This window comes from uncultured Bradyrhizobium sp. (genome assembly GCF_964252615.1).
Taxonomy (GTDB): Bacteria; Pseudomonadota; Alphaproteobacteria; order Rhizobiales; family Xanthobacteraceae; genus Bradyrhizobium.
In genome coordinates this window covers 98,425-111,266 of sequence record NZ_CAXUNQ010000007.1, presented here as the reverse complement: position 1 = coordinate 111,266, position 12,842 = coordinate 98,425, and the positions used below count along the sequence as shown (strand labels likewise).

Here is a 12,842-nt window from a genome sequence, read left to right as displayed (position 1 = left end):
GCAGCGTCTTCACGCTGCTTCGCAGAACCGGGATCCCGATCAGGGAGCAAGCTGCGTGCGGGTCCCGGCCAGCCGGCGTTACTTCACCTTGCCGTCCTTGTCATACTGCGCAAGGAACGCCCACAGGTCGTTGACCTCTTTTTCGTTCTTGATTCCGGCGAAGGCCATTTTGGTGCCGGGAATCTTGGCCTTTGGGTCCTTGATGTAGTCCTTGAAGGCGGCTTCATCCCAGGTGATGCCGGAATTCTTGTTGGCCTCCGAATAGGAATAGCCTTCCACGGTACCGGATTTGCGCCCGTTCAATCCGTTGAGCATGGGACCGACCTTGTTCTTGGCGCCCTCGCCAATGGCATGGCAGGCCATGCACTTGTTGAAGGACGTCTTGCCGGCGGCAACGTCCTGCGCCGGTGCGGTGGACGATGCCGCCGCCGATGCCAGGACGATCAGCGTACTCAAGGTCGTTTTTTTCATGGAGATGCTCTTGATGATGGATGTTTGGCGACCTGTTTGTTGCATGCATGAACCGCGATGTACAAGCCGCAAGGCGGCCCCCCGTCATGGATTGACGACCTACCCAAACGCGCCGAGACGTGCTTGTTTCCATGCGATAAAAAGCGGCGCCTGTGCGCCGGGAGAGCCCGATATGACCATCCTGATGCCCGCTTCCGATGCTGCGGTTCTCGGCCGCCGCGACGCGATTGTAGCGGATTTGCGCAAGATCGTGCCGGGCGAGGGTGTCATCGCCACTGCTGCCGAGATGATCCCTTATGAATCCGACGGGCTGATGGCCTATCGCCAGCCGCCGATGGTCGTGGTGCTGCCCGACACCACCGGGCAGGTGTCGCAGGTGCTGAAATATTGCTTCGAACAGGGCATCAAGGTGGTGCCGCGCGGTTCCGGGACTTCGTTGTCGGGGGGCGCGCTGCCGCTTGCCGACGGCGTGCTGCTGGGCCTCGGAAAATTCAAGCGCATCCGTGAAATCGACTTCGACAACCGCGTCGTGGTGACCGAACCCGGCGTGACCAATCTCGCCATCAGTCAGGCCGTCGCCCATGCCGGATTTTATTACGCGCCGGATCCGTCGTCGCAGATCGCCTGTTCGATCGGCGGCAATGTCGCGGAAAATTCCGGCGGCGTGCATTGCCTGAAATACGGCATGACCACCAACAACGTGCTCGGCTGCGAAATCGTGCTGATGTCCGGCGAAATCATCAAGGTCGGCGGCAAATCCGCCGAGCCCGGCGGCTACGACGTGATGGGGATCATCACCGGCTCGGAAGGATTGCTCGGCGTCATCACCGAGATCACGGTGCGGATCCTGCAAAAGCCGGAAACCGCGCGGGCGCTGATGGTCGGCTTCGCGGAAGTCGAGGCGGCCGGCCGATGCGTGGCTGAAATCATCGGCGCCGGCATCATTCCCGGCGGCATGGAGATGATGGACAGGCCGGCGATCCACGCCGCCGAAGCCTTCGTCCATGCCGGCTATCCGCTCGACGTCGAGGCGCTGCTGATCATCGAACTCGATGGTCCCGGCGTCGAGGTCGACGAACTGATCAAGCGGGTCGAGACGATTGCGCGGGGCTGCGGCTCGACGACGCTACAGATTTCAAATTCGGAAACCGAGCGAAACCTGTTTTGGGCCGGCCGCAAGGCGGCGTTTCCGGCCGTCGGGCGGATTTCGCCGGATTATCTCTGCATGGACGGCACCATTCCGCGCGGCGCGCTGCCGCTCGTACTGACGCGGATTCGCGAATTCTCCGAAAAATACGGGCTTGGCGTCGCCAATGTGTTTCACGCCGGCGACGGCAACCTGCATCCGCTGATCCTGTACGATGCCAACAAGCCCGGTGAGATGGACAGGGCCGAGGCCTTCGGCGCCGATATTCTCAAGCTCTGCGTCGAGGTCGGCGGCGTCCTTACAGGGGAACACGGCGTCGGCATCGAGAAGCGCGATCTGATGGGCGAGATGTTCAGCGAGGTCGATCTCAACCAGCAGCAGCGGCTGAAATGCGCCTTCGACGCGCAAGGGCTGCTCAATCCGGGAAAGGTGTTTCCGACCCTGCACCGCTGCGCCGAACTCGGCCGCGTGCATGTCCATGGCGGCAGGCTGGCGTTTCCGGACATTCCAAGGTTTTGAGAATGGCGACGCAATTGAAACACAGCGCCGTCCCCGCGAAGGCGGAAACCCACAACCACCGTGGTTGTGGAAAGAAAAAACCGCAGAGGTATCGATCTTATCGAGAGTATGCGGCGTATGGGCCCCCGCCTTCGCGGGGACGACAGCGGATGGCGTTACCGTGGACACTCTGAAAGTACGCGACGCCAAGGATGTCGAGCAGGTGGTGCGCACGGCATTGGCCAGCGAGCAGCCGCTGGAAATCGTCGGCCACGGCAGCAAGCGCGCCATTGGCCAGCCGATGGCGACCAACGCGCTGCTCGACCTCTCGGCGCTGAACGCGGTGACATCGTATGAACCGAACGAGCTGATCGTCACCGTGCAGGCGGGCGCGCCGCTTAACGACGTCAGGTCGCTGATCGATTCGAAGAACCAGCAGTTCGCATTCGAGCCGATGAACACCTCGGCGCTGCTGGGCACGCCCGATACCGGCACCGTCGGCGGCATGATCGGCGCAGGTCTCGCCGGTCCCCGGCGCATCAAGGCCGGCGGCGCGCGCGACCATCTGCTGGGCGCGCACGCGGTGTCCGGCTTCGGCGACAGCTTCAAGGCCGGTGGGCGGGTGGTGAAAAACGTCACCGGCTATGATCTTTGCAAGCTGTTGGCGGGATCGTGGGGCACGCTTGCGGTCATGACCGAGGTGACGCTGAAGGTGATGCCGCGCGCGGAGAGCGAACGCACCTTGGTGCTGCGTGGGCTCGATGACATCACCGCGAACCGCGCGATGACCGCAGCGCTCGGCTCGCCGTTCGACGTTTCGGCAGCCGCGCATGTACCGAATTCCGCCTTTCGTGCAGAACAGGGTGCGCTGGCCGACCTCGGCTCACCGCAGCAGGCGGTGACCTTGGTGCGGCTGGAGGGCATCACGGCGTCGGCCGCGCACCGCGCAGCGTCGCTCGATAAGGCTCTTTCACCATTTGGGGCGGCCGAGGTCGTCGAGGATGTGACGTCCGCGGCGATCTGGAATTGCGTTCGCGACGTGCTGCCGTTTGCAGCCGGCGGCGCGCTGGGAGCCTGGCCGGTGTGGCGGATCGTATGCCCGCCGGCATCGGGCGGGGCGCTCGGTCAGGCCTTGGCGCGAAATACCGGCGGCGACGTCGTCTACGACTGGGGCGGCGGATTGATCTGGGCGGCATTGCCGCCGTCCGCCGATGCCCAGGCAGGTGTGCTGCGTTCACGCGTCAACGCGGCCGGAGGCCATGCCATGCTGGTTCGGGCGGCCGAATCGGTGCGGCGCAATGTCGACGTATTCCATCCGCAGGAGGATGGACTGGCGGCCTTGAGCGAGCGGGTCCGGCTCGGCTTCGATCCGAAAGGCATTCTCAATCGCGGCCGGCTGATGCGGAGGTTCGCGCCATGAAAACCGAATTCAGCCTCGCCCAGCTTGCCGATCCCGATATCACCGAAGCCGACAAAATCCTGCGCGCCTGCGTGCATTGCGGATTTTGCACGGCGACCTGTCCGACCTACGTGCTGCTCGGCGACGAACTCGATAGCCCGCGCGGCAGGATCTATCTGATCAAGGAGATGCTGGAGAAGGACAAGCCGCCGACCCGGGAGGTGGTGAAGCACATCGACCGCTGCCTTTCCTGTCTTGCCTGCATGACCACCTGTCCCTCCGGTGTGAACTACATGCACCTGGTCGATCAGGCGCGGGTCAGGATCGAGAGCGATTATTTCCGTCCCCTGACCGAGCGCGCGCTGCGGGCGCTGCTGGCCTGGGTGCTGCCGCGGCCAAAACTGTTTCGCACCAGCATGATCCTGGCGCGGCTTGCACGGCCGCTTGCGGCTGCTTTACCGGCGTCGAAATGGCGCACGCCGACACCGACTTTGTTCAGTCACGTCAAGGCGATGCTTGCGCTCGCGCCGCGCGGCCTGCCGGCGCCCGGCCCGGCTGCCGGGAGCGTATTTCCGGCCCAGGGCCCGAAGCGCGGACGGGTCGCGCTGCTGCAGGGCTGCGCCCAGCAGGTGCTGGCGCCGCGGATCAACCAGGCAGCCATCCGCCTGCTGACCCGGCACGGCGTCGAGGTCGTGCTGGTGAGGGATGAGCAGTGCTGCGGCGCGCTGACCCATCACCTCGGCCGCGATGGCGATGCGCTGGACCGCGCGCGCGCCAATATCACGGCGTGGCTCGGCGAGGCCCGCCGGGGCGGCCTCGACGCAATCGTGGTGACGACCTCCGGATGCGGCACCGTGATCAAGGACTACGGATTCATGCTGCGCGGGGACCGCGCTTTCGCGCAATCCGCCGCGACGGTTTCGGCGCTGGCCAAGGACATCAGCGAATACGTCGGCGGCCTGGATCTGGCGGTGCCGCAGCAACCCAGCGATCTCGTCATCGCCTACCACTCGGCGTGTTCGCTGCAGCATGGACAGAAAATCACGCAAGCTCCGAAAGAATTGCTTTCCAAGACTGGATTCGTGGTGAAAGATGTGCCCGAAGGTCATTTGTGTTGCGGCTCGGCGGGCACGTACAACATTCTCCAGCCTGAACTTGCGGGTAAATTGCGCGATCGGAAGATCGCCAATATCGCGATGGTCGAGCCGGACATGATCGCCGCGGGCAATATCGGATGCATGATGCAGATTGCCGGGGGCACCTCGATTCCTGTGGTTCATACGATAGAACTTCTCGACTGGGCGACGGGCGGTCCGAGGCCAGGATTGAACTGATCGTTTGAGGCTCGCGCCCGAAGCGGGCGACCGGGGAACGCTTGATCGATACATTTGGCGGCAACAGGAGGACCAAAATGGCTAAGAAGGCGAAGAAAGCTAAAAGCAAGAAGAGCAAGAAAAAAGCCGTAGCAAAAAAATACGCGAACAAGCCGGGGAAAAAGACAGCCAAAAAAACAGCGAGCAAAACCAAGAAGCCCGCAAAGAAATACGCCAAGAAGCCGGCGAAGAAATCCGCCGCAAAGAAGTCGGCCAAAAAGGCCTCTTCCTCCAGCCGGAAATCCGGAAAGTCTTCGAGGGCTGCAAAGCCCGCCGCTCAGGCGTCGGCGTCCTCCTCCGATTTGAATCCGCAGCCGTTGCCGCCGGTGGCGCCGGAAGAGAGCCATCCGTCTGGCTCCGGCGACGACGCGAATTAAGTAGCGGTTGGTCCGCGCGGGCCGGTCAGACCATCCGGATCGCATTGAGGGCCGCAGCATGCTGCGGCCTTTTGCTTGTGCGTCGATGAGGGGCCGAATCGGCAAGCGGCAACGGGACGCGCTGCGGCCTTGGGCTTTCAGCGCGCGATTTGAGGTTTCTGACGAGCCCAAAACTCCTTGGCGGCTCAGGAATCGTCCCAAAATTGTTGTTGTAATGCAACACACGCCAACAACATTCCGCAGAACGCTCGAAACGCCTAAAAAGTCGGCAGTTGCTCGTCTTTTTCGCTTCCCGCATCGGATGCTGCGCCGCAGATTGTGATCAGGTTAAGGAAATTCGTCGCAGTCGATTGTCGCTGTCCCTGGGGGCTTCCGAAATCGGACTGTTTTTAAGCGATGGGGATCGTCATGAAGAAAATGGTTATGGTCGCAGCGGTGCTCGCGATGACTGCAGGCTCATCTTTCGCCGCCGACATGGCTGTCAAGGCGGTCAAGGCGCCGCCGCCGGCGCCGTTCGATCCCTGGGACGTCGCTTTCGGCAGCGCCATCATGAGCGATTACGTGTTCCGCGGCGTCACCCAGTCCAACCACAAGCCTTCGGTCGCGGCCTACTTCGAGCCTCGCTACAACATCACCAAGGACGTGCAGCTTTACATCGGCACATCGTTCGAGAGCATTTCGTTCCCGAACCGCGCAGCGGCGGAAGTCGACATCTACGGCGGTATCCGCCCGACCATCGGCATGTTCGCATTCGACTTCGGCGTTTTCGGTTATCTTTATCCGGGCGGCAAGTGCTTCAATGCCAACGCTTTTCCGGGTTCAGGCATTCCCGGTTCAGAAGTGGGCTGCCTTCCAAGTCCCTTTGGTAATTCCGATCCCGTTACCGGCGGACTTCCGATCAACGGCAACTTCGCAAAGCGCGATGCAAGCTTTTATGAAGGATATGCCAAGGTCAACGTCACCCTCAATGACATGTTCTCAATCGGCGCCAATGAGTACTACTCGCCGAACTTCCTGAACCTTGGTGCCTGGGGCAACTACGCATCAGTCACCGGCAAGTTCACTGCGCCGTCGGCATGGTTTGGCAGCACCGGCATCGGTATGTATGTGTCGGGCGAATATGGTCGGCAGTGGCTTGGAACGTCCGACGCATTTTATGGAACTGGTCCGGGCACATTTTACGCGGCTGGTATTCCCGAACCAAGCTATAACACCTGGAACATCGGCGTCGGCTTCACTTACAAGGTATTCACGCTGGATCTGCGTTATTCCGACACCGACCTGTCCAGGGGATCATGCAATGCCTTCACCAGCGACTATACCGCTCGGATAGCAAGCCCGTCCGCCGTATCTCTTATCAACCCGGGTGGATTTCAATCCAATTGGTGCAGTGCCACGGGCATTGCCAAGCTCTCTGCCGACCTGACCGCGATTACCAATCTCAAGTAAGTCGTGCTCCTAAGACAGATGAGGGCGGCAGAGCGATCTGCCGCCCTTTTGTTTTGCCTTAAGGCATGATGCGCTATTGTTGAATCGTCATTGCGAGCGAAGCGAAACAATCCACAGACGCACGCGCATTCTTGCTTCGTCGCTTGGCTCCTCCGAAAAGACGCGGTGCGATCCGACGTCGCACATTCTAGGGCGCTTTCAGGCCCTCGACCGCCTCCCGCAGCCCGAATCGGTCACCGTCCCGCACAAGGGCCACGCCGCGCTGATGAAACGCTTCCAGAGTGCTGCGATGTCCGATCGAGACCGTTGTCGTCGCCGGCAGCCGGTCCTTGAGCAACTGGTAGAGTGCCGCTTCCGATGGCTCGTCGAGGGATGCCGTGGCCTCGTCGAGAAACAGAAACTGCGGCGCGTGCAGAACCGCGCGCGCGATGCCGAGACGCTGCTGCTCGCCGAGGGAGAGCGTCCGGTTCCAGTGCGCGTCTTCCTCTAGTCTGGCCGCGAGCTTCGGCAGTCCTACCAGAGCCAGGGTTTCAGCGACTTGTTCCGCGGTGAATGCGCCTGCTTCCGCCGGGTATGTTATTGCGGCCCTCAAGGAGCCGACTGGAAAGTACGGCCGCTGCGGCAACATCATCAGCGTGGCCCCGGCGGGAATCGCAAGCGAACCGGTTCCGAACGGCCAGATCCCCGCGATGGCGCGGAATAGCGTCGACTTGCCCGAACCTGACGGACCCGTCAGCAATGTGCGTTCACCGTTGCGGAGCCTGAAGCCGTCCGCGGTCACCAGAGGGGTGCCGTTGGGCAGGCTGACCCGAAGCCCGTCGAGGTCGATGGTCTCCTTGTCGTCTGCGGCGACATGAATGATGTTCTCTTTTGTGGTCAGCGCGGCGGCATTTTCAATGGATGCTTCGAATCCGCTGAGCCGCGCCACTACGGACTGCCATTCGGCGAGCGTCCGATACGACGTGATGAAGAACGAAAGCGATTCCTGTACGCTTGAGAAGGCGGAAGCGGTCTGCATCATGCCGCCGAGCTGAACCTTTTCGGCGAAATAGGCCGGAGCAACCAGCACGTAGGGGAAAATGACGGAGGCTTGCGAGTAAGTTGCGGTGAAGGCGGTCAGCTTCTTGGTGCGTTGCATGATGGCCAGCCAATTCTCGACCACAAGGCCGAACCGCGACAGCAGCCGGGTACGTTCGACGGGTTCGCCATGCAGCAGCGCGATCTGTTCGGCATTTTCCCGCGCGCGAACCAGATTGAAGCGAAAATCGGCTTCGTAGCGTTGTTGCTGGAAATTGAGCCCGACCAGCGGCCAGCCGATCAGATGGGTCAGCGTGGTCCCGAGCACGGCGTAGATCAGTGCGCCCCACACCAGATAGCCAGGGATCGGGATGTCGTTACCGAACAGATGCAGTGGCGCTTGATTGGATAAGCCCCACAGAATGAAGACGAACGACACAAGCGTGACGACGGCGCTCAACAGGCCGATGCCGAGCGCAAGCGTCTGCTCGACAAAACGTTGGGTGTCTTCTGCGATGCGCTGGTCCGGATTGTCGGCGGCGTCGCCAAGCAATTGCATCCGGTAGTGATTGGCGCCGTGCAACCAGCCGCCGAGATAGCGGTCCGTCATCCAGCGCCGCCAGCGGATCTGCAGCCACTGGTTCAGATACAGCTGATAGACTTTCAGCCCGATCCAGAATGCCGCAAGGACGCAGAAATACGCGATCTGGTAGGTGAATACGGCCTGGTTGCGCTCCTGAAGTGCATTGTAGAATACATTGTTCCAGCGGTTGAACAGAACGGTCAGGAAGACAACCGCGAGTTCGATCGCGATCACCGCGGCCAGAAGGCCGCGCCCGGCCCATTTGTCCTCCGAGTAAAAATACGGGGCTGCGATGCGCCATACGGCCGCGAGTGTCGTGCGGATGTTGTTCACAGAATGGTGTCTCCGGGAGAAGGGCTTCAAAGCCCTGAAAAAGCGAGTGAATCGCGTGGGTATAGACTAAAGTTGTATAATTTGCAGGCCGCGTCCGCTTGTCGCAACCTGCCAGTTAATCCTAGCATGGACAGAGCGGCGAGGGGTGGGGGGCCTTTCCCAATTCGCGAGGTTGTGAGCGAAATTTAGCTACGCTGAATTCCGGTCCACCTCATGTATTGCAGAAATCTCCCGTAATCCGTCAGGTGCGCTTGACCGTCCACGCTGGTCGCGCGCGAAGAAGGGCGTGGGGGGAGACTTTCAATGTGGAATCAAATCTACAATCCGCTCGGCAATGCGACATTGTCGACGATCGCCGCCGCAATTCCGGTGGTCACGCTTCTGGTGCTGATCGCCAGCGGCAAGGTGAAGGCGCACATTGCGGCCGTTATCGCCCTGATCATCGCCAATATCATCACCATTTTCGTCTATACAATGCCTGCCAACATGTCGATCCGCGCGTCCCTGCTCGGTGTCGTGGTGGGTTTCTTCCCGATCGGCTGGATCGTGCTCAACGTCATCTATCTCTACCGGATCACGGTCGAGACCGGACGTTTCGAACTGCTGAAGCGCGCGGTCGGCGGTGTCACCAATGACCGCCGTCTGCAGCTGCTTCTGATCGCGTTCGCCTTCGGCGCGTTCTTCGAGGGCGCTTCAGGATTCGGTACGCCCGTGGCGATCACCGGTGCAGTTCTGATCGGACTGGGTTTCTCACCGCTTGCGGCTTCCGGCCTCTCGCTGATCGCCAACACCGCGCCGGTCGCCTATGGCGCCCTTGGCACGCCGATCCAGGGGCTCGCATCCGTCACGGGCCTCGACCCCTATATTCTCGGCGCGATGGTCGGACGGCAGCTACCGTTCTTCTCGCTGCTGGTGCCGTTCTGGGTGGTGTGGGCCTTCGCGGGCTGGCGCGGCATGATGGCGGTGTGGCCCGCCATTCTTGTGACCGGGGTAACGTTCGCGGTCCCGCAATTCGTGATCTCGAATTACATCAATCCATGGATCGTGGATATCGGCGCGTCGCTGATCTCGATGGGCTGCCTGATCCTGTTCCTGAAAGTCTGGCAACCGAAAGAACTCTGGCTGTCGCCAGCGTTGCGCGGCAATGACGAATCCGCAGCGACAATGAGTCCCGTCAAGACCATGGACCAGACGAAGCTCACCTCAGCCCAGCTCTGGAGCGCGTTGCTGCCGTGGATCATCGTCTGCATCGTGATGCTGATCTGGGGTAATGGCGCATTCAAGACCTGGGCCAATTCCATTTTCACGTGGAATTACCCGGTGCCGGAACTGCACAACATGATCAATTCGGTCCCGCCGGTGGCGGCGAAGCCGACGCCGCAGGGCGCGGTGTTCGGCTTCACCTATCTGTCCTTTACCGGGACGGGTATGCTGATCGCCGCGATCATCTCGGGCCTCTTGATGGGCCTGTCGCCGGCCAGATTGGTCACCGAATATGGCCGCACCATCAAGGTCTGCGCGATCTCGCTGATCACGATTTCAGCGATGCTGGCAATCGGTACGCTGACGCGGCTGTCCGGTGTCGATGCCACGCTGGGCCTGGCGTTCGCTGCGACCGGCGTGCTCTATCCCTTCTTCGGCACGCTGCTCGGCTGGCTGGGTGTCGCGCTGACGGGATCGGATACGGCCTCCAACGTGCTGTTCGGAAACCTGCAGAAGATCACCTCCGAGCAGTTGGGACTGTCGCCGATCCTGATGGGTGCGGCTAACTCCTCCGGCGGCGTCATGGGCAAGATGATCGACGCGCAGTCGATCGTGGTGGCTTCCACCGCCACCAACTGGTACGGCCACGAAGGCACCATTTTGCGCTACGTGTTCATGCACTCCATCGTGCTGGCGTGCCTTGTCGGCGTTCTCGTGATGCTGCAGGCCTACGTCTATCCGTTCACCGCAATGGTCTTGAAGTAAGATAGCGGATGGCGATACGATCGGGATCCCCGCGGCGAATGCCGCGGGGATTTGTTCATGAGGACATATGGCATCCGCGATCACACCGCTCCGGCAAGCAGGCGCTGTTTTGATTCTGATCACGGCGATGCAGGCCGCGCCGGCGCATGCCGACGAGGAGTTTCCTTTTGGACTTGAGATGATGCTGGATGCGGCGCGGCAGCCTGGATCGAAGCGGCTTCCGACGCTGGATATCGGCGACGGCGGCGAGGTCATCCTCGAACTGTGGTGCAAGGGCGGCAAGGGCCAGTTCTCGGTCGCCGGCAACACCGTCATTTTTTCCGCGGGTCCGCTGCAGGATCGCGCCTGCCCACCAGCCCGCGCGCAGGCCGACGACGAGCTCGTTGCGACGCTGAGCGAAGCTGCGACATGGAAGCGGCAGGGCGACGTTGTTTCCTTCATGGGGCCGAAATCGCTGCGATTCCGGATCAATACGAATTAGGAACGGACCGTCATTCCGGGATGCGCTTCCTGACGGAGGAGCCGGAATCCAGACGGTTGGGGATGACCGCTGGATTTCCGGTTCGCCCGCTGTGCGAGCACCCCGGAATGGCGGCCTTCAACTCTCGGCCAAGATCATGTCGGCGCAGGCGCCGGCCGACTGGATTACCCCGGTATATCCGCCGAATCCCGCATAGGCCGATGCGAGATACAATCCCGGCATCGCGGTCCGCGGCGAGCGGCGCGAGCCCGGACCGGGCGCCGGCGCAAATCCGTATACCGCGCCCTCCGGCGCGTTGAGATATTGCCGTACCGACAACGCGGTATTGAATGACGCCGCCGTGACCGCGCCGGCGAGCCCGGGATAATATTGATCGAGATAGCGGGCGATTGCCTGCTGCCAGCGCGCGCGTTTGTCGCGATAGCCGTCGAGATCCGAACTGTCCCAGTTCGACAGCCGGTCAGGTCCGAAGATCGAGAGCACGTAAGGCGGAGCCGGCACGCCGGAATCGATTGCGGCGTAGTCGACGATGGCAAGAGGCGGCATCCGGTCCGCCGGCTCGCCGGCCATCAGCCGCGCCCCTTGTGCATAGTCGTCGAGCCGCGTCATCCATGGCGGCAACAACTGCGTCGAGTAGCTGGCGATGCCGAATTCGCGCGGCGGCTTCGACAGGCCGAGGGTGAGCGCGAACAGCGAAATCGAAGGCCGCAGGCCGGCATAACCGGCGTTCAATTCGCGCGCCGCATCTGCAGGCAACAGCGACGCCAGTATTTCCGGCGCGGCGTTGCCGACGACGACCGGGCATTCGACGGTCTGTACATCGCCGCCGTCTTTTGCGGCATGCGTCACGCCGCCGGGCCGGCCCTGCGCATTCAAGGCGATGGCCGTGACCATGCGGCGAATCATCACGTCCCCGCCGGCCGTGCGGATCGCGCGCGCCAGGGCGCTCGACAGCCGTTGCGAACCGCCTTGAACGTAGCGCCCGCCGCTCAGGAAAAAACCTCCCTGCGACATTGCGAAGAACGGCCATGACAAGGTGGCGGGATCGTCGTGATAATAGGACAGGTTTGCCGCCAGCGCGCATTTGACGGCTTCGTTATGGCCGAAAACGCGTTCGAATTTTTGCCCCAGCGACAGCGATCGGTCCGGCTCCGAAACGCGTTCGAGCAGCGCGCCGAAATTGTCATCGGTGTTTTTATCGGCGGCGGCCGCCGAAGCCAGCCGCTCCATGTCGTCAAGCACGTTGTCGATGCCGTCGCGGGCTTCCGGAAACCGCTCGATCAACGCGCGCCGCGCCGCGTCGAAATTGTCCGGCATCGCAAACGGCTGCTGGAGCGGCCCGCCGCGCGCCTCGTAAAACCCGCGGCCGGGGATCCACTTCACCGCGTCCAGCACGCCGGCGCGGACCAGCGCGCCGTGCTTGGGATCGCGGGGATCATCCGGATCGCCGGTTTCATGCAGCGAACCTTCGACGAACAGGTCGCCGGACTTATAGCTCGACGCAGCGCCCCCGACCGAGTTGCTGCGCTCGAGGACCAGAACCTTGCGTCCGGCGCGTGCGAGGATGGCGGCTGCCGTCAAGCCTCCAAGGCCCGCGCCGATCACCACTACGTCATAGCGCGCCATCAACCGCAAACCCTGCTCGTCTTCGATCAGGGCTGTTCATTGCCGCTATGCGGCGGCATGTCAAATCGACGGTGTCGGCGTCCCGGCTCTGCAGCGAACCGTTTGGCAAGAGGACGCGCG

10 protein-coding genes are annotated in these 12,842 nt (G+C 62.0%); 7 read left to right on the top strand and 3 right to left on the bottom strand.

Going from position 1 to position 12,842, the window contains the following annotated elements; translation table 11 throughout:
- Nucleotides 1-78: 78 nt before the first annotated feature.
- Entirely contained in the window at nt 79-471 is a 393-nt protein-coding gene (gene cycA / locus ACFE72_RS06820) for a cytochrome c-550 CycA (protein ID WP_375412313.1), read from the bottom strand.
- Nucleotides 472-643: 172 nt separating this feature from the next.
- On the opposite strand from cycA, the gene ACFE72_RS06815 reads away from it, so the two are divergent.
- The 5 genes from ACFE72_RS06815 to ACFE72_RS06795 all read left to right on the top strand — a co-directional run bounded on the left by ACFE72_RS06815 (nt 644) and on the right by ACFE72_RS06795 (nt 6,714).
- A complete protein-coding gene (locus ACFE72_RS06815; RefSeq protein WP_375412312.1) occupies nt 644-2,137 on the top strand; it encodes an FAD-linked oxidase C-terminal domain-containing protein in 1,494 nt (497 codons plus the stop codon).
- A gap of 160 nt (nt 2,138-2,297) precedes the next feature.
- Complete coding sequence (locus ACFE72_RS06810) at nt 2,298-3,536, top strand: FAD-binding protein (RefSeq protein WP_375412311.1); 1,239 nt, start codon at nt 2,298-2,300, stop codon at nt 3,534-3,536.
- A complete protein-coding gene (gene glcF, locus ACFE72_RS06805) occupies nt 3,533-4,849 on the top strand; it encodes a glycolate oxidase subunit GlcF (protein WP_375412310.1) in 1,317 nt (438 codons plus the stop codon). The genes ACFE72_RS06810 and glcF overlap by 4 nt, the downstream gene beginning before the upstream one ends.
- A 77-nt stretch (nt 4,850-4,926) precedes the next feature.
- The gene (locus tag ACFE72_RS06800; RefSeq protein WP_375412309.1) at nt 4,927-5,265 is read left to right on the top strand and encodes a hypothetical protein; all 339 of its coding nucleotides are present in this window, start codon (nt 4,927-4,929) and stop codon (nt 5,263-5,265) included.
- A gap of 408 nt (nt 5,266-5,673) precedes the next feature.
- Entirely contained in the window at nt 5,674-6,714 is a 1,041-nt protein-coding gene (locus ACFE72_RS06795; protein WP_375412308.1) for a TorF family putative porin, read from the top strand.
- A 187-nt stretch (nt 6,715-6,901) separates the two neighbouring features.
- On the opposite strand, the gene ACFE72_RS06790 is transcribed toward ACFE72_RS06795, so the two are convergent.
- A complete protein-coding gene (locus ACFE72_RS06790) occupies nt 6,902-8,647 on the bottom strand; it encodes an ABC transporter ATP-binding protein/permease (RefSeq protein ID WP_375412307.1) in 1,746 nt (581 codons plus the stop codon).
- Between the two features lie 303 nt (nt 8,648-8,950).
- Between ACFE72_RS06790 and ACFE72_RS06785 the strand changes: the two genes are divergently transcribed.
- Both ACFE72_RS06785 and ACFE72_RS06780 read left to right on the top strand, forming a co-directional pair.
- The gene (locus ACFE72_RS06785; protein WP_375412306.1) at nt 8,951-10,615 is read left to right on the top strand and encodes an L-lactate permease; all 1,665 of its coding nucleotides are present in this window, start codon (nt 8,951-8,953) and stop codon (nt 10,613-10,615) included.
- Nucleotides 10,616-10,742: 127 nt separating this feature from the next.
- Nucleotides 10,743-11,096 carry an META domain-containing protein gene (locus ACFE72_RS06780; RefSeq protein ID WP_375412338.1) on the top strand — a complete coding sequence of 118 codons (354 nt, stop codon included), beginning with the start codon at nt 10,743-10,745 and terminating at the stop codon, nt 11,094-11,096.
- A gap of 117 nt (nt 11,097-11,213) precedes the next feature.
- Here the strand turns inward: ACFE72_RS06780 and ACFE72_RS06775 are convergent, their stop codons facing one another.
- Nucleotides 11,214-12,722, bottom strand: coding sequence for a phytoene desaturase family protein (locus ACFE72_RS06775; RefSeq protein WP_375412305.1), 1,509 nt, complete (start codon nt 12,720-12,722; stop codon nt 11,214-11,216).
- Nucleotides 12,723-12,842 lie beyond the last annotated feature (120 nt).

Excerpts from the sequence above, each read along its gene's own strand:
- ACFE72_RS06785 (WP_375412306.1), top strand. The coding sequence starts at position 8,951 with ATGTGGAATCAAATCTACAATCCGCTCGGCAATGCGACATTGTCGACG.
- ACFE72_RS06795 (WP_375412308.1), top strand. The coding sequence starts at position 5,674 with ATGAAGAAAATGGTTATGGTCGCAGCGGTGCTCGCGATGACTGCAGGC.
- ACFE72_RS06780 (WP_375412338.1), top strand. The coding sequence starts at position 10,743 with ATGCAGGCCGCGCCGGCGCATGCCGACGAGGAGTTTCCTTTTGGACTT.
- glcF (WP_375412310.1), top strand. The coding sequence starts at position 3,533 with ATGAAAACCGAATTCAGCCTCGCCCAGCTTGCCGATCCCGATATCACC.
- cycA (WP_375412313.1), bottom strand. The coding sequence starts at position 471 with ATGAAAAAAACGACCTTGAGTACGCTGATCGTCCTGGCATCGGCGGCG.
- ACFE72_RS06815 (WP_375412312.1), top strand. The coding sequence starts at position 644 with ATGACCATCCTGATGCCCGCTTCCGATGCTGCGGTTCTCGGCCGCCGC.
- ACFE72_RS06800 (WP_375412309.1), top strand. The coding sequence starts at position 4,927 with ATGGCTAAGAAGGCGAAGAAAGCTAAAAGCAAGAAGAGCAAGAAAAAA.
- ACFE72_RS06775 (WP_375412305.1), bottom strand. The coding sequence starts at position 12,722 with ATGGCGCGCTATGACGTAGTGGTGATCGGCGCGGGCCTTGGAGGCTTG.